Here is a 17455-nt window from a genome sequence, read left to right as displayed (position 1 = left end):
CTTACTGATCGAGTGATGACTGAGTTGAAGGCCAATTTGAACGGATCAACATTTCGAGTTCATCAACCACGTCTTTAATATTTTCTTGAGATTTGATCAACGACTCACGACTTGCCAATGAATCTGACGTTTTTTGATCGAATATTGTATTAAACGAAGAAGAGCTCGCCGTAATCGCAGAGCTGTGGTTAATCGGATAACTCATTACCTGACGGCCAAAGGCGCTGCGTACGTCTTTGACTATGTCTCGTTGAGAATGGTTACCTTTCACATAGTTAGTTACCAGGAATTGCATAAAGTCCCAGCCTTCATGTCCGAGTGCTGCCACCGTATGGTAAATTTCGCCCAGTCGCTTGAGGTATTTATTATTTGCATCAAAATCGACTGCTTCTGGGTGTACAGGTATTAGCATCGCTGTAGACGCCATCAATGCGTTGTAGAACATGAAATTAAGAGAAGGGGCTGTATCTATCAGGATAATATCAAATTGCTCTGAAACTGGCTCTATGACCTTTTCCTTTAACCTATGGTAGTGACGGGTTTGAGCATAGCTTGAGGACTCTTTTAGTTCAGTGGCTGTCTCATGCTCAAAATAAAAATCGTCCATTCCTGATGGTAATACACGAATATTTGGTATATGTGTTTCTCTGAAAGCATCGGAAACTAATTGATCCCATGTTTCACCTTCATCAAGTTCAATACAATCCCGCATTAGATCACCGACAGTAATCGGTTCTGGATCTTGTGAAGGAAAAAAGCTCGATGATGATCCTTGAGGATCCAAATCAATGATCCCAATGCGATAACGTTTAATATTCGTTGTTGCAAGCGCTGCTGCAATATTTACGAGGCTAGTAGTCTTCCCACACCCACCTTTTAAACTATTGATTACAATAACCTGAAGTTTGTCTTCAGATTTTCTATGATCAGCCTGGATCCCTAAAATTTCAGCCATTGAGAAGATATTTGCTAATGTATAGGCATAATGACCGTTTGCGCCTTTTTGAATTGCGAGATGGTCGAAGTCACCTTGATCATGGCGTCTTTTTAGTGTTCTGTTATTTACACCAAGTAAGTCTGCCGCTGCTTTTTGTGTATAGGTGCGAAGTTCTTTATCTTCACTTTTTAGGTGCGCACGATAATGTTGAATTCGACCTTCAAGGGATTTTTCAGCGACTTCAGCGGTTGCTTTCAGCAGCCGGTACGTAGAGAGCGCGTTGCTATTGATAGACATACGTTATTTCCTTCAAAAGATGGTTATTATTATAATGTCCATTACTTTTGCAGTAAACATAAAAAAACAAAGACATCTATATTGATAGTTTGCTTAAAGAATAAATAAATAAGATTAGAATTGGTTAGATCTTTAGGTATTAAAGGCTAAGAGACTTACCATAAATCCTATCTAATTGTTTTTATTGAATATATACCGAGTTGATTGGATCAAGATAATACTTAGTTAAGATCAGATCTTTGAGTACTCGTAGATCGTGTTTTTACCAACCTGCTTCATAAAAACTATTGTTATCACAGCTTATACACAGCGTTATCCACTTTTTAAGGTGCATAGATCTATATTTTACTAAGTTATTTCATAGAGTTATACACTTTTATAGGATCCCTCAGATGTTTTAATTGATATAGATCAGATCTCTACTTGGAATAGATCGGATCCTTACTAGCTGCATAGTGTTTTATCCACAACTACTAAGAGATAAGGCCATATTTGCCGGAATTGAACATGAAACCGAGGGGTACTAAGGGGATTTAGAGCGACAGTTAGTATAATATGGATCTCAAGTTATGCATCAGTTAGTAAAAAATTGATCTCATCTTGGTTTTTTTGCCTAGATCACTTTTTTACTAACTTAAACAATTAACTTTTGATCGTGAATGTGTTGTCATTAACTGTCACAGAATTCTGGAAGTAATAAAATGAGCCGCAAGGTAAACATCTCCGTTGATAATTTACCTGATTCCCTTAGAGGTCAGATCCATGGTGTTGAAAGTGCAACTGATAATGAAAGTTTAGCGCTGTTCACTGATAACAAAGATGTACGTGTTTCGCTGGAAAGTCCTAACCATGGTTTGCGAGCTTACTCTAACACCTTTAATCACTACGATCTTTGGGGGCGCTTTGTCCGCTCTGGTTACAAAAAATTACCTCTAGAAGAGGCTCCAAAGAAAACAATTATTTCCAGGCGTATTTCTGAAAAGGTCGATGGCATACTGTATGACGGTGAATTAAAAATCACTCCTGCGGTTGTGAGTAGTAAAAAAGATGGCGAAGAAGCTGAGTTCTTAGTCTGGCCATCGGACAGAGAAGAGAAGGTTGAACGGGCATTAATTCGTCTTGCTTCGAAAGGTAAGATAGTCAAAATAAATTTTAAGTCCGGTATTCAATATGCGGTAATTTTTTCCATGAATGAGTTGGCCCAAGAGCTAAAAGCTGTAGGTCAATCAATGCCTTACCCACAGATCAAAGAGTCATTAGAGGCGCTTCAAGGGTCTAAACTTTCGTTCAAATATCGGGCTACGGATACTAAAAGTACAGATATTGATGACTCTTTTTACGAGTCAAATATGAACTTTTTGTCTTCTTTGCATTTTAGTGGAAAGAAAGGTCAGGGCGGAAATGTAAAATGTGTAGCCTGTCTGAATGCTTTCGTTCATAACATGATCGATAATTTGGAATATAAAGGCTACTACTTCAACAGCGCACAAGAGCTTAAACGTGGTCTATCACGTTGGATGATGCTACGCCTATATCATTTGTGGAGATATGCAGCGCCTGGTAAAACGTACCATTTTCGACTTTTATCTATTATGGAAAAGTATGGTTCTATCTATCCAGATGATGAAATAACCGACAATAAATTGAAAGCTTTACGTAGAGATATGACTACAACGATGAAAGACCTAATCGAAAAAGGGGCGATATCTGAGTACCATATTTCAAATGTAAAAGATGATAAAAGCGGCAAAATCATCGATTATGTGTACGAAATGCATCCATCAGCACAGTTCTGTGATGAGATATTAGCATTAAATAAACATAATAAGCGTATTGAAATTCAAGGTGGTAAGCGCATTGTTGAAAATGCAGAAATCATCGATGAAGATACCCTTGAAGAAATAGTTAAAAAATAGCCTGTAGATAAAGTAAGCTTCTAGCTAGGCTTGATCTATAAAGAACGCTTGATTATGTTAAATAGAGAGGTTTTGTTTTATATTTATACAATTCCCTCAAAAGATTGTACACAATGTATCATTTTTCTGCTTATCAAAAGGTTTTTTTGATTAAACATATTAAACTGTGTCTATTTTTCATTCTAATCAATAGAAAAGTTTGTAGGCAGTATAGTATTTTTACTAGTTTATGATGTGTTCTTTCGTGGTTGCTGGATATCCCTTTGCTTTTGTTAGCATGGGACTGAATCCGGCGAAAATGAGCACCACTATTTAGGCTTTTTTGACAGGACCAACAACCTTTGTATCTTGGGTAACTTTTAGGTGGGAGTAAGCTGCAGGGGGTGAGTTGAAAAGAATTACATTACTCATAAATATGATGTGTTCCTTTAAGGTCGCTGGATATCCTTAGTCAGGCCGCAAGGAACCGTAGCCGGTGAGAATGACAGTCACTATTTTGGTTCTTTGACAGGACCAACAACCTTTGTATCTTGGGTAACTTTTAGGCGGGAGGAAGCTGCAGGGGGTGAGTTGAAAAGAATTACATTACTCATAAATATGATGTGTTCTTTTAAGGTTGCTGGATATCCATAGTCAGGCTAAAAGGAACCGTAGCCGGTGAGAATGACAGTCACTATTTTGGTTCTTTGACAGGACCAACAACCTTTGTATCTTGGGTAACTTTTAGGCGGGAGGAAGCTGCAGGGGTGAGTTGAAAAGAATTACATTACTCATAAATATGATGTGTTCTTTTAAGGTTGCTGGATATCCTTAGTCAGGCCGCAAGGAACCGTAGCCGGTGAGAATGACAGTCACTATTTTGGTTCTTTGACAGGACCAACAACCTTTGTATCTTGGGTAACTTTTAGGTGGGAGGAAGCTGCAGGGGGTGAGTTGAAAAGAACTACATTACTCATAAATATGATGTGTTCTTTTAAGGTTGCTGGATATCCTTAGTCAGGCCGCAAGGAACCGTAGCCGGTGAGAATGACAGTCACTATTTTGGTTCTTTGACAGGACCAACAACCTTTGTATCTTGGGTAACTTTTAGGTGGGAGGAAGCTGCAGGGGTGAGTTGAAAAGAATTACATTACTCATAAATATGATGTGTTCCTTTAAGGTTGCTGGATATCCTTAGTCAGGCCGCAAGGAACCGTAGCCGGTGAGAATGACAGTCACTATTTTGGTTCTTTGACAGGATCAACAGCCTTTGTATCTTGGGTAACTTTTAGGTGGGAGGAAGCTGGAGGGGGTGCGTTGAAAAGAATTACATTACTCAACTCTATGATGTGTTCTTAAAAAGTTGCTGGATATCCTTAGCCAGGCCGCAAGGGACTGAATTCGGCGAAATTGACCATCACTGCTTTGGCTTTTCCGATAGGACCAACAACCTTTGTATCTTGGGTAACTCTTAGGCGGGAGAAAGCTGCAGGGGGCGTGTTTAAAAGAACTGCATTACTCAACTCTATGATGTGTTCTTTTAAGGTTGCTGGATATCCATAGTCAGGCTACAAGGAACCGTAGCCGGTGAGATTGACAGTCACTATTTTGGTTATTTGACAGGATCAACAACCTTTGTATCTTGGGTAACTCTTAGGCGGGAGAAAGCTGCAGGGGGCGTGTTTAAAAGAACTGCATTACTCAACTCTATGATGTGTTCTTTTAAGGTTGCTGGATATCCATAGTCAGGCTACAAGGAACCGTAGCCGGTGAGATTGACAGTCACTATTTTGGTTATTTGACAGGATCAACAGTCCTTGTATCTTGGGTAACTTTTAGATGGGAAGGAGCTGGAGGGGGTGCGTTGAAAAGAATTACATTACTCAACTCTATGATGTGTTCTTAAAAAGTTGCTGGATATCCTTAGCCAGGCTGCAAGGGACTGAATTCGGCGAAATTGACCATCACTGCTTTGGCTTTTCTGATAGGACCAACAACCTTTGTATCTTGGGTAACTCTTAGGCGGGAGGAAGCTGCAGGGGGCGTGTTTAAAAGAACTGCATTACTCATTTATATGATGTGTTCTTTTAAGGTTGCTGGATATCCATAGTCAGGCTACAAGGAACCGTAGCCGGTGAGATTGACAGTCACTATTTTGGTTATTTGACAGGATCAACAGTCCTTGTATCTTGGGTTACTTTTAGACGGGAAGAAGCTGCAGGGGGCGTGTTGAAAAGAATTACATTACTCAAATCTATGATGTGTTCCTAAAAGGTTGCTGGATATCCTTAGCCAGGCCGCAAGGAACCGTAGCCTGTGAGAATGACAGTCACTATTTTGGTTCTTTGACAGGATCAATAATTTGTAGGGGGCGCGTTGAAAAAAATTATATTACTCAAATATATGATGTGTTCCTGAAAGGTTGCTGGATATCCTTAGCCATGCCGCAAGGGACTGAATCCGGCGAAATTGACCATCACTGCTTTGACTTTTCTGATAGGATCACTAGTCTGTACCTTGGCTAATTTCTAGGAGGGAGTAAGGTGGAGGGGTACGCGTTAAGATTGTTCTAGCTACTTATTCCTATGATGTGTTCTTTGTGGGCTGGATATCCCTTGCTAGGCGAAGGGGACGGAACCTCGTGACAATGAGCATCACTGTATTGGCTTTTCTGTTAGGACCAACAGTTCGTATCTTGGCTAATTTTTAGGAGGGAGCAAGGTGCAGGGGTATGCGTTAAGAATGTACTTGTTACATATTTATATGATGTGTTCTTTAGGTGGCGAAACCTGGCGAGATTGACTGTCACTATTTTGGTTTTTTGGCAGGATCAACAGCCCTTGTATCTTGGGTAACTTTTAGGAAGGAGAAACGTACAGGGGTAAATGCGGTGAAAACAGGTATGTTGTTTCCAATAGTGATGTGTTTTATTTAGTAGTTGCTTATCTATGTGCGGCATTAATAACCATGAAATGTCATCCGGTGTGAGAAATTTGTGTATTGATAAGTGGCTATTTCAAACTTGTATTAGCAAGTACTTACTTAAAAGCTTGATTCCATTAGTTCGACTTCTAAAGTTGAATAGTATCCTGTACGGATCAAACTCATCTATGCAAGGCCAAGTTATTGTTGTTAATGTAGTAAAGAACGAGCACATTTCACACTAAATGCCACAAGTAAGTTTGCACTTACATACATGAAAAAGAGGTATGTGTTTGCCTACAAGCGTATTGGATTATACTTTTATATTACTGTAAATATCTAATCAAAAGATAATAATTATACTGAATCTATCTATAAAAATCACACCTTGCCAACACAGTTAACCAAAGCGATCTTTATCGAACTGAGATAAATTTTTATTTTTTTCAAAACACTCTAACTACTGATTACGTTATCCAGATGATCACAATGAAGTGCTCAGCTCTTATACAGAATTAAAATAAAGTTAACTATTAATCGTTTCCAAATAGATTCTTTCTATCAGATAATTGTATTCCTTTTTTCTGGGATCGTTGCTGTCACGACTATAGTTTTTTAAATCCCCAATCTTAGTTTCGTTTTGAGGGTTTAGCAAAACAAAAGGTAATGCGCCGCTAACGTGATATCTATTTTTGGCGCTAAAACGGACATTTACTTCCGGGCTAACTCTTGTAGGACGTCTGATCCTCAACTTTGCAGAATCAGGGAGGCTGGAAACTCTAACACGTTCTTGCTCTACAATTGACTGCCAATTATTTTGATCAATTGCTCTTGGGTTCGTGTACTGGGAAGACCTTTGAAGTATATCTAGAGCAGCTTTTTTTGAAAGTGTTTTGGTAGAATGTTTGGTCATCCAGGTGAATCGAACTGAATAGGGAACAGCTTCCTCGAAATGTATTTTTCTATATGCAGCGAGTGTGACTAAACTGGGAACGGCACTGTGCACAGCTTCAAATCTTGCATCGTTATTTGTAATTTCGAGAATCAGTTCTTTGAAGGCATCCTTTGCTAAATTTATTTCAACCAATCTATTCCGTATCTCATTTTTGGGATCATTAACCAGAAGTATCCCGGGATGTCTTGTGAGAACTTTGCCACTTTCTTTTTTATCAAGAAAAAGATCTTTATAAGAAGAGATGCTGTGGTTGGATGCATCCTGGCCTGTTAATTTTTCCACATGGATACTATCTGGTGCCGAGAGCTCGTCTTTTTTTTGTACTGGAGGCAATTTGAAATAGTAAGCTTGTGTCACGTCTGCTTGTTTAATTTCTTCACAAAATAAAGAGATTTGCTCAAAAAGGTAATCAAAATGAGAGCGTATAGAAAGCTTGCTTTTCATAATTTAGAGCCTGATTTTTAGGATAGATGAGCATTATACACTTTGTTAGTAGAAAACTTAATGAACATGTGATTTTGGCATGCGTTTTTCTAGTTTTACTAATTTGTTGAAGTTACATGGTTAAAATCTATATGTGTGATGTGTTCCTTTTTTATAATAAACATAATTGGTCACTTAAGCAATATTAGTCCATCTTTATTACCTCTCATCTATGTCCATCATTTAACACTAATTCGACTAGCTAAATTTTGTCCAAGTAGTACAGGGAGTAAGGTTAATATATGAATTGGCAGATACTTAGCTTGAGATATATATCTGGTTTTATAGTAAGGGGAAGTATAGATACATAAAAATATGATTGTGATGTATCTAAGTAGAAACTTTACTGAGATATTGTAATGAGCAAAACACTGTATTTTAAGTTTAGTTATTCTTAACGATATAGAAATTATTGAGTTTACGAGTTCTCTATATTTTTCAACAGTTTCAATAATAATCAAAATACTGATAAAAGGCTTTCTCATTAAATGTTACGTAGGTAAAACTTTAAGCAAAGCTAAAATTTTTAACGTTGTACCGTATTCGTCGTTGTTGTTTAACTTTATATGGTGTTTTTTCTTAGAACATCAGACTAACTTAACCTTAAACGATCAGATTTCAAATGCATAAGCCGAGGTTGAACTTTTAAAACAAGCGTACCACCAACTAGAGCTATTATAACAAAGCTCTCATCGCGATAAGCAACACTGAACTTTTTCTGAGACGCAATTGAACAGTGTAAAGCACACGGCACCACTCCTGTAAAGGGCGAAAAAATTAATTCTCCAAGCTCTGGCAGTTCCCTTCTGACCTTCGTCCTGTGAATTACAGGTATTGAATTGTAGTTGATAGTATCGGTTAAGAGCCTTCGAAAACGGCGCGTGCTATGTAAGCACGAATAAATGCCGTAACTGAGGAAGGGAATATCTGGTCAACAACGTAAACTCGTAGGCGCTGAGTTGCCAAAAATTTCTGTCGCGGATTCAGGAGTTCCTGGTGTCTTAACGATTGAATCAATGTATAGCGAGATTAGCTCTATTAAACCTGATGGTTTTTACTGGAGTAAGCGGCCAAAAATCTATAAAAACAGCTACTTGATTTTAGCACTACATTGAAGCGATGGCCATAGAGAAGCTACTCAATAGTATGGCTTTTTATACCAGATAAAAAGCTGACAATAGCAGTGTTATCAGTAGCTATCTGGATTTGACGAGTAAGGCCGCAAATTTCCGTCATTTGTCTTATGCATATGCTCCTAGTATTAATCATATAGCACTACTTTTTTATAGCTTACTAATCTTGGAGACCTATCAGAAAGTAATGCATATTTAACATAATTACAATGTTCTATTTTTGGTGTCGGATATTTCCGAGGTTAAGAACAAAGGAGATGAAAACTAAGCTTTCTGGAGGCTTGTTTTTTAAATATGTAGTTGCTGAGCAACAATTATCTTTCCTTTGGGTATGATGTGTTCTTAGTATTTTGAATTATCCTTTAAATTCTTCGAAAGATCCTTGAAGCATCAGCGTCTATAAGGTACCTTGCCCTTGAGGTAACTAATGAGGAATGAGGAAAAAATATGAAGCCTTGGAGTCCAGATAGCTGGAGAGATCACCCGATAGTTCAGCAACCTGAATACCCGGATAAAATTGAACTAGAGTCAGTAGAGAAGCAAATTAATGCTGCTCCACCTTTGGTGTTTGCTGAGGAAACACGTAGCCTTTATAAAAGCCTGGCGGACGTATGTGAAGGTAAAGCCTTCTTACTACAAGGTGGCGATTGTGCAGAGTCCTTTGCTGACTTTAGCGCCACTAATATCAGAGACACGTTTAAAACACTCTTACAGATGGCGGTCGTTCTTACATATGGCGGAAAATGCCCGGTTGTCAAAATAGCAAGAATGGCTGGTCAATATGCTAAGCCACGGTCTTCAGATTTTGAGACTATCAATGGCGTTGCTTTACCGTCATACCGCGGTGACATCGTCAATAGCTTCGAATTTACAGAAGAAGCGCGTATACCAGATCCTAAAAGATTGCTGACTGCATACCATCACAGCGCATCTACACTGAACCTGTTGCGAGCATTTGCACAAGGCGGTCTTGCGGATTTGCATCAAGTTAGCCGTTGGAATATGAGCTTCGTTGCAGCGAACCCAATGAAAGAAAAGTTTCAACAGCTCGCAAACCGGATCCAGGAAGCTTTAGAGTTTATGGAAGTATGTGGCATCGATGCGACCGTCGCGCCAAGCCTTAAAGAAACGCATTTATATACGTCTCACGAAGCGTTGCTGTTAGGGTATGAACAGGCACTTACTCGCCGTGATCACCTCAGTGGCGATTGGTACGATTGTTCAGCGCATTTCGTCTGGATTGGTGAAAGAACAAGGCAGCTAGACCACGCACATATCGAGTTTTTCAGAGGTATTAAGAATCCGATTGGCGTGAAGGTAGGCCCAGGTATGAAACCAGACGAGCTTATCCAACTTATCGACGCGCTTAACCCTGAGAATATCCCAGGTCGATTGACCTTAATAACTCGAATGGGTGCAGACATCTTGCCCGAAAAACTACCAGCACTGGTCAGAAAAGTTCAAGAAGAAGGTCGTAAGGTGGTCTGGAGTTCAGATCCTATGCATGGCAATACAGAAAAAGCCAGCACTGGATACAAAACTCGTAGCTTTAATAATATACTGCGTGAAATCAGTCAGTTCTTCGCAGTACACAAGTCAGAGGGCTCTTATCCGGGTGGTGTGCACCTGGAAATGACAGGCCAGCACGTTACTGAGTGTATTGGCGGTGCTTACGGTCTTTCAGACGAGGACTTAGCTCAACGCTACCGCACCCAGTGTGATCCGCGCTTGAATGCAGATCAAGTCCTCGAACTAGGTTTCCTGGTCGCAGACTTACTTAAAGACGCAAGAAATCGCGTCTAAATCAATAAGAAAGGCCCTAAGGGGCCTTTTGTGTTAGCACTTACGTCTTTCCAAGTTTGTTTCTGACATGATCTTTGCAGAAATTTCTTCAACAGAAAACTTTGTTGAATTAAGGTAGGGTATCCTATGCTTTTTAAACAACATCTCTACTTCCCTCACTTCAATTCTGCATTGTCTAATAGAAGCGTAACGTGAATTGGCCATACGCTCTTGCCTAATTGCTGATAGACGTTCAGGGTCGATCGTTAATCCAAATATTTTGTGTTTAAACGGCATGAGACACCTAGGTAGGGCGCCTTTTTCAAGGTCATCTTCGGTCATTGGATAATTCGCGGCTTTAATGCCATATTGTAATGCAAGATAAAGACTAGTCGGTGTTTTTCCACTACGACTCACCCCAACCAATATGATATCTGCTTTCTCATAATCTTTTACATTTGCGCCATCGTCATTTGCAAGAGCATAATTGACTGCATCAATTCTGAAGTCGTAAGTGGCTTCGTGAATGCTGTGTGTTCTGTGGATTTTTGGCACAGGTGCTACTTTCAACTCTCTTTTTACTATCTCACTTGAATAAGAGAGAAAGTCATAGCAAACACCGTCAGATGTCAAAATAATGTCAGACAATATAGGGTTTACAAAAGTGAAAAATACCAGCGGTTTTTCACCACTCGTTATGGCAGTCTCGTTAATTAAGTCTTTGATCTTTTCAGCTTTATCAACCGTTTCAACAAATGGAATAGTTTTATGATTAAAGTCCACAGGAAACATGGATAGGGTAGCATGACCGAACACTTCTGATGTAATCGCCGTCCCGTCTGATATATAAAATGCAGTTCTCATTTTAACCTTTAAATTACTTTTTTAGTATTTTTTCGCGTCGCGGTTTACGTCGCTATGCTTTAAGTTGTAGAATGCCTTTGACCTATAGGAAGGTCAATTTTTCTCTCACATTAAATACAATTTGTTTTGGAGACAGTTCCGTGCAAGACTACGTTCTCTGGTATCAAGAGTTAGGTATGCAAGACGTACCTAGAGTTGGTGGTAAAAATGCTTCTCTGGGTGAAATGATATCTAACCTTGCCAATGCTGGTGTACAAGTACCCGGTGGATTCGCGACGACGGCAGACGCCTTTAATGAATTCCTTGAGCAATCAGGGCTCAATGAAAAGATTCACACCATTCTAGATACTCTCGATGTTGACGACGTCAACGAACTTGCCAAAGTCGGCGCCCAAATCAGACAATGGGTAATCGACACACCATTCCAGTCAGAATTAGACCAAGCTATTCGTGAAGCTTACGCGTCGCTCCACGGTGATGAAAACAACGATGTCTCCTTCGCAGTGCGTTCTTCAGCCACCGCAGAAGATATGCCAGACGCATCTTTTGCCGGACAGCAAGAAACTTTCCTGAACGTAAAAGGCATAGACGCAGTGATGGTTGCCATCAAACACGTGTTTGCATCTCTGTTTAACGATCGCGCTATTTCTTATCGAGTTCACCAGGGTTACGACCACCGGGGTGTTGCGCTTTCTGCCGGTATTCAACGCATGGTCCGCTCTGACAAGGCATCTTCAGGTGTTATGTTCACCATTGATACAGAATCAGGTTTTGAAGATGTAGTATTTGTCACTTCGAGCTATGGCCTTGGTGAAATGGTAGTACAGGGTGCTGTGAACCCGGATGAATTTTATGTCCATAAACCAACTTTGGCTAAAGGCCTACCAGCAGTTGTCAGACGTAATATTGGTTCCAAAGCAATTCAAATGGTGTATTCAAACGACGAATCTCACGGCAAGCAAGTTGAGATCGTTGATATGGAGCCAGAACTATCTAAACGATTCTCCATCACAGATAGCGAAGTAGAAGAACTTGCTAAGCAAGCTGTGATCATTGAAAAGCACTATGGCCGTCCAATGGACATTGAATGGGCTAAAGATGGCAACGATGGTAAGCTTTATATCGTACAGGCTCGTCCAGAAACTGTGCGTTCTAATGAAGACGCCAACGTTATGGAACGCTATCAGCTTAAAGAAAAGTCAAACGTAGTTTGCGAAGGTCGCGCAATTGGCCATAAAATTGGTAGCGGTGTAGTACGTGTACTTAACTCAATCGATGAAATGGATAAAGTTGAGCAGGGCGACATCCTTGTGACAGATATGACAGACCCTGATTGGGAACCTATCATGAAGCGCGCCGCTGCGATCGTTACTAATCGTGGTGGACGTACTTGTCATGCTGCAATTATTGCTCGTGAGTTGGGTATTCCTGCTGTAGTAGGTTGTGGTAACGCAACGGATACCATCAAGCATGGAGACGAAGTAACCGTTTCCTGTGCAGAGGGTGATACAGGTTACATCTACCAGGGTAAGCTAGACTTTGAAGTCATTTCATCACGCATTGACTCAATGCCTGAAATTCCGATGAAGATAATGATGAACGTGGGCAATCCAGACCGCGCATTCGACTTCGCTAAACTGCCACATGCAGGTATTGGTCTTGCTCGTCTAGAATTCATCATTAACCGTATGATTGGTGTGCACCCCAAAGCACTTATTAACTTTGATACGCAGCCGGCAGATCTTCAAGCTGAAATTAAAGATATCATTGCAGGATATGAGTCTCCAGTCGAATTCTATATCGCCAAACTGGTCGAAGGTATTTCTACGCTTGGTGCAGCGTTTGCTCCAGAACGAGTTATTGTTCGTATGTCTGACTTCAAGTCAAACGAGTACGCGAACTTAGTTGGCGGTCAACAATACGAGCCGGAAGAAGAAAACCCAATGATTGGTTTCCGCGGTGCATCACGCTACATTTCGGAAGATTTCCGTGAATGTTTCGCGCTTGAATGTGAAGCAATCAAGCGCGTTCGTAACGGAATGGGTCTGGACAACGTCGAGATTATGATTCCGTTCGTACGTACACTTGAAGAAGCGGCTCAGGTTATTCAGCTTCTTGAAGAACACGGCCTTAAGCGTGGCGAAAATGGCCTGAAAGTAATCATGATGTGTGAATTACCTTCAAATGCACTTTTGGCTGAAGAATTCCTTGAATATTTTGATGGATTCTCAATCGGTTCAAATGACCTTACTCAGTTAACTTTGGGCCTAGACCGAGATTCAGGTCTGATTGCACACTTGTTCGATGAGCGTAACCCGGCTATCAAAAAGCTGCTTTCTATGGCTATTCAGACTGCCAAAGCAAAAGGCAAATACGTTGGTATTTGTGGCCAGGGTCCGTCGGATCATGAAGACTTTGCAGCTTGGTTGGTCGACCAGGGTATCGACTCTGTATCACTTAACCCTGACACAGTGCTTGAAACCTGGCTATACCTTGCAGAGCAAAATAAAGCTTAATAGAATTAGTTAGTTAAGAGGCCTGTCTTTGCAGGCCTTTTTGTTTTCAGATTACCTTAATCTTTTATCCAGTTGCACGCACATTGCCTTAAATCCAACCTGCGCTTTTTTCAAGTAATCCCTAGCCCAAGAGTAATTAAACGACAAACAAAGTAGGCCGGCTAACAAAAAAACAATGGAAGGGCCTGGCACAACAACAAATAGTAAAGCTAACAAGGCACAAACTACAGCTAACACATTCAAAAGTAACTTATTCATACCAACCTCGTGGGTTATATAGTTAACTACAAGCGTACTTCATATTCCAAATACAATCTTTTTCTAAATGTAACAAAACGAAAAATTCCGGATTTGTAATGGCACTCAACATGATACAATGCTGTCAAAGCAATAATTTATTACCGTCATGATTGCCGAAATTACCCAGCAGGATTCTGCCACTACATTACTAATTGACTACATCAAAAAAATCACAGGCCAGGGCTTTAGCGGAGATACCGATACAAGTTACGCAACTAGGATAGTCACTGCCACTGATAACAGTATTTATCAAGAAATTCCCCAGGCTGTTATCTATCCACGTAATTCGAAGGATGTACAGGTTGCGATGCAAGTTGCATCACTGGACCCTTTTCTTTCTCTAAGTTTCGGCCCTCGAGGCGGTGGTACAGGTACCAATGGCCAGTCACTTACACCCGGTATCGTTGTTGATTTATCTCGTTACATGCGCGAGATTCTTGAGATCAACGAAGAAGAGGGCTGGGTAAAAGTTCAAACCGGCGTAATCAAAGATCAGCTCAATGATTTTCTAAGACCGTATGGCTTCTTTTTTGCGCCCGATCTATCCACCAGTAACCGCGCAACCATAGGTGGAATGATAAATACAGATGCTTCTGGACAGGGTTCGCTTGTTTATGGGAAAACGAGTGATCACGTACTTGAGCTCAAGACAATCCTTGTCGATGGTACGGAGCTCAATACCAGCAAGCTTGAAGTTAAAAAAGCACAGATACTCGCTGAACAAACTAATCGGGTTGGTGAAATCTATAATGTAGTTCTAAATAGCTGCAAAGAAAACCGAGAGCTCGTACTGGAGAAATTTCCCAGGCTCAATCGATTTTTAACCGGCTACGATTTGGAAAACGTTTTCGACGATCAAATGACAACCTTCGATCTGAGTCGAGTGATCACAGGTTCTGAGGGATCACTTGGTATTGTCACTGAAGCCAAGTTAAATGTAACTCGTATTCAGCCGTTTAAAACACTTATCAATATTAAATACGATTCGTTCGAGTCCGCACTCAGAAATTCACCATTTTTAGTCGCTGCGAATGCCACTTCAGTTGAAACGGTTGACAGTAAGGTCCTTAATCTTGCGAAGCAGGATATCATCTGGCATTCAGTATCGGACTTAATATCCGATGTACCTGGTGTTGACGTTCAGGGGCTCAACATGGTTGAGTTCAACGGAGAAACACCGGAAGAAATCGAACATAAAGTATCTTCACTGTGTAAACAACTAGACCTACTCATTAATAATAAAGAAGCAGGGGTTGTCGGTTATCAGCTCACCAATGATAAGTCCGATATTCTTAAAATTTACGCGATGCGCAAAAAGGCGGTTGGTTTACTTGGTAATACTAAAGGTAAACAAAAGCCACTGGCGTTTGCGGAAGATACTGCCGTACCACCCGAAAACCTCGCTGATTTTATATTAGAATTTCGAGCGCTATTGGATAGCAAGGGTTTACACTATGGTATGTTTGGCCACGTTGATGCTGGTGTACTCCATGTTCGTCCGGCTCTGGATATGTGTGACCCGGAACAAGAGAAATTACTTCGAGAAATTTCAGATCAGGTAGTTTCGCTGACAGCCAAATATCGCGGGCTTATGTGGGGTGAACATGGTAAAGGATATAGAAGTGAATACGGCCCGGAGTTTTTTGGCGATACACTGTTTAATGAACTGAGAAAAATTAAAACAGCATTCGATAAAAATAACCGCCTGAACCCCGGCAAGATCTGTACACCTATTGATAGTACCGAACGCCTTGTAAGTGTCGACGATCAAAAACGCGCATGGTTTGATAAGTCTATCAATATAGAAGTCAGAGAAAGTTTTGAAAATGCGATGAACTGCAATGGTAACGGACTCTGTTTCAACTATGATGAAAAGTCGCCAATGTGTCCATCTTACAAAGTGACTAAAGATCGTCGTCATTCACCTAAAGGCCGAGCCTCTCTGATCCGCGAATGGTTCCGACTACAAGAAGAGCAGGGGGTTGATCTATTAGCGGTGGAAAGAACCTTAATCTCAAAAGAAAATGATACAACCTGGTGGGAGCGTTTTCGAAACAATCAGAAAAAACAAAAAGGCTTTTATGATTTCTCGCATGAAGTGAAAGAGTCTATGGATGAGTGCTTAGCTTGTAAAGCCTGTACAACAGCGTGTCCTATTAAAGTAGACGTGCCAAGTTTCCGTGCAAGGTTTATGAATCTTTACTACAGTAAGTACAATCGACCGCTCAAAGATCACTTGGTTGCTAATGTTGAAAAAACCACACCTCTGATGGCAAAACTACCAAGAACGACAAACCTTTTTGTCAATCTTCCTCCCGTAAAATTGGCTTTGAGAAAAATCATTGGTTATGTCGATACGCCCAAGCTAAGTGTTCCAACATTAACTTCAAGAGTTAAAAGCGTACAGTTATACGACGAAAATAAATTGGCTGCTTTATCAAAAGAAGCAATGTCCGATATTGTGTTTATCGTTCAAGACCCTTTTACCAGCTATTACGAAGCCGAGCTGGTAGAAGCGCTCATTAAGTTAATTGGTAAACTTGGAAAACAAGCGATCCTCTTGCCTTTCGTACCAAACGGCAAGGCGCAACATGTAAAAGGATTTCTAAAAGAGTTCAAGTCAACCGCATCTTCTGCAAACGAGTTTCTTTCTCGCGTCGCGGAATTTGGTAGACCAATGATTGGGTTAGATGCTTCGTTAGTCCTTTGCTATCGGGATGAGTATCTTAAGATCCTTGAGAAAGATAAACTGGCATTTCAAGTGCAGCTGGCGCATGAATGGCTCGCTACTCAGAACTGGGATGTACTAGGCCAACAAGCAAAAGCTAACTCAAACAAAGTGAAATTATTAAGTCACTGCACTGAAACCAGCGCGATGCCAGAAAGTAAGAATGTCTGGAAGACGATATTCAGTCAGCTAGGTATTAATCTGGATACTCCAGCAACAGGTTGCTGTGGTATGGCAGGTACCTATGGACATGAAACGGATCATCAGGAAAATTCAAGAAGCCTGTATGAAATGTCCTGGCAGCATCATACGAAAAAGATGGGCTCAGAAACGATTTTGGCAACCGGGTTCTCTTGCCGCTGCCAGGTTAAACGGTTCGAAAATCAAAAGCCCATGCATCCAATTGAATTTATAGCAAATAACCTCTAACATTATCAGCATAGTAACAGTCTCAGTCTCACTTCTGTTGCTATGCTGTTTTCTTTCTATCTATTCCCTTCGTTTACCCGATAATACCTATATTTAACATAATAAATATACCGCATGGTGTTTGCTTTTTGATTACTTTTTTATCGAATTAAATATATTGCTGAGTTAAACTCGAGCAAATTATTTGTATGATGTGTTCTTTTTCTGGCTTTCT

At 40.4% G+C, this 17455-nt stretch carries 8 protein-coding genes; 4 read left to right on the top strand and 4 right to left on the bottom strand.

Annotated features, from left to right (window positions below):
- Position 1 precedes the first annotated feature (1 nt).
- Positions 2–1234: an AAA family ATPase gene (locus tag AT705_RS22290; protein ID WP_058798533.1), complete on the bottom strand. Its 1233-nt coding sequence runs from the start codon at positions 1232–1234 to the stop codon at positions 2–4.
- Positions 1235–1935: 701 nt separating this feature from the next.
- Here AT705_RS22290 and AT705_RS22285 point away from each other — a divergent pair.
- Entirely contained in the window at positions 1936–3150 is a 1215-nt protein-coding gene (locus AT705_RS22285; protein ID WP_049863272.1) for a hypothetical protein, read from the top strand.
- 3427 nt (positions 3151–6577) lie between these two features.
- Here AT705_RS22285 and AT705_RS22280 read toward each other — a convergent pair.
- A complete protein-coding gene (locus AT705_RS22280; RefSeq protein ID WP_058798532.1) occupies positions 6578–7450 on the bottom strand; it encodes a DNA replication terminus site-binding protein in 873 nt (290 codons plus the stop codon).
- A gap of 1619 nt (positions 7451–9069) precedes the next feature.
- Here AT705_RS22280 and AT705_RS22275 point away from each other — a divergent pair.
- Positions 9070–10425: a class II 3-deoxy-7-phosphoheptulonate synthase gene (locus tag AT705_RS22275; protein WP_058798531.1), complete on the top strand. Its 1356-nt coding sequence runs from the start codon at positions 9070–9072 to the stop codon at positions 10423–10425.
- A gap of 33 nt (positions 10426–10458) precedes the next feature.
- Here AT705_RS22275 and ppsR read toward each other — a convergent pair whose 3' ends face one another.
- Positions 10459–11268, bottom strand: a complete 810-nt coding sequence (gene ppsR, locus AT705_RS22270) for a posphoenolpyruvate synthetase regulatory kinase/phosphorylase PpsR (RefSeq protein ID WP_058798530.1) — start codon at positions 11266–11268, stop codon at positions 10459–10461.
- Between the two features lie 140 nt (positions 11269–11408).
- Between ppsR and ppsA the strand changes: the two genes are divergently transcribed.
- Positions 11409–13784 carry a phosphoenolpyruvate synthase gene (gene ppsA / locus AT705_RS22265; RefSeq protein WP_058798529.1) on the top strand — a complete coding sequence of 792 codons (2376 nt, stop codon included), beginning with the start codon at positions 11409–11411 and terminating at the stop codon, positions 13782–13784.
- 51 nt (positions 13785–13835) lie between these two features.
- Here ppsA and AT705_RS25070 read toward each other — a convergent pair whose 3' ends face one another.
- Positions 13836–14042, bottom strand: coding sequence for a PGPGW domain-containing protein (locus tag AT705_RS25070; RefSeq protein WP_082669116.1), 207 nt, complete (start codon positions 14040–14042; stop codon positions 13836–13838).
- A gap of 148 nt (positions 14043–14190) precedes the next feature.
- On the opposite strand from AT705_RS25070, the gene ydiJ reads away from it, so the two are divergent.
- On the top strand, positions 14191–17241 hold the full coding sequence (ydiJ, locus tag AT705_RS22260; RefSeq protein ID WP_058798528.1) for a D-2-hydroxyglutarate dehydrogenase YdiJ: 3051 nt from the start codon (positions 14191–14193) through the stop codon (positions 17239–17241).
- The last annotated feature ends 214 nt before the right edge of the window (positions 17242–17455 follow it).

This window comes from Pseudoalteromonas rubra (assembly GCF_001482385.1).
Taxonomy (GTDB): domain Bacteria; phylum Pseudomonadota; class Gammaproteobacteria; order Enterobacterales; family Alteromonadaceae; genus Pseudoalteromonas; species Pseudoalteromonas ardens.
This window is presented reverse-complemented; position numbering and strand designations above follow the sequence as displayed.

Coding starts and splice junctions, on each gene's coding strand:
- AT705_RS22290 (WP_058798533.1), bottom strand. CDS start 1,234: ATGTCTATCAATAGCAACGCGCTCTCTACGTACCGGCTGCTGAAAGCA.
- AT705_RS22285 (WP_049863272.1), top strand. CDS start 1,936: ATGAGCCGCAAGGTAAACATCTCCGTTGATAATTTACCTGATTCCCTT.
- AT705_RS22280 (WP_058798532.1), bottom strand. CDS start 7,450: ATGAAAAGCAAGCTTTCTATACGCTCTCATTTTGATTACCTTTTTGAG.
- AT705_RS22275 (WP_058798531.1), top strand. CDS start 9,070: ATGAAGCCTTGGAGTCCAGATAGCTGGAGAGATCACCCGATAGTTCAG.
- ppsR (WP_058798530.1), bottom strand. CDS start 11,268: ATGAGAACTGCATTTTATATATCAGACGGGACGGCGATTACATCAGAA.
- AT705_RS25070 (WP_082669116.1), bottom strand. CDS start 14,042: ATGAATAAGTTACTTTTGAATGTGTTAGCTGTAGTTTGTGCCTTGTTA.
- ydiJ (WP_058798528.1), top strand. CDS start 14,191: ATGATTGCCGAAATTACCCAGCAGGATTCTGCCACTACATTACTAATT.